The sequence below is a fragment of the Bacillus sp. JJ1503 genome (assembly GCF_036965125.1).
Taxonomy (GTDB): Bacteria; Bacillota; Bacilli; order Bacillales; family Cytobacillaceae; genus Cytobacillus.
Genome location: NZ_JBALOZ010000403.1, coordinates 3,156 through 3,648 on the forward strand (window position 1 = coordinate 3,156; position 493 = coordinate 3,648).

Annotated in this window: 1 protein-coding gene; it reads right to left on the reverse strand. The window is 39.1% G+C overall.

Annotated features, from left to right (window positions below):
- Positions 1-493, reverse strand: a 493-nt coding sequence (locus V7149_RS23850; protein ID WP_335348059.1) for a hypothetical protein, incomplete at both ends; no start/stop codon positions are given.

Here is a 493-nt window from a genome sequence, read left to right on the forward strand (position 1 = left end):
GTATTTTCTACTAAGTCTTGGTTATCTACAACTTCATCTGTTCCTAAATCAACCGGGCTATCTGTTGCATCATCCTCAGAAGGAATCGTTTCATCTGAGACAGGGGTTTCCTCAGTTGTTTCTAAAGCTGTATCTGTAGCTTCTTCTGACTCAGTCGTATTTTCAATGCCCGTATCCACTGGTACATCCGATAACGGGTCTGCCTCAGTTTCTTGTGATTCCTCTTCAGCTATTATTTCAGAATCTGTTTGATTAAATTGCTTCTCAATGAGTTTTTGATAATATTCAATAAGACTTTGATAGTTACTACTGATGGATTGGTATGTTCCGACTACCCATTGTTCAAATAATCCATCATTTTCATTTGATACATTTTCGTCAGTTTTAGTATTTTCAGTTTCTGTGGCTTCTTCGTCTTTCGCTTCGTCAGTAGGTTCTGCTGCTTCCTCGCCTTGGGCTTCTTCTGCTGCTTCATCTGCTTTTTCTTCTGACT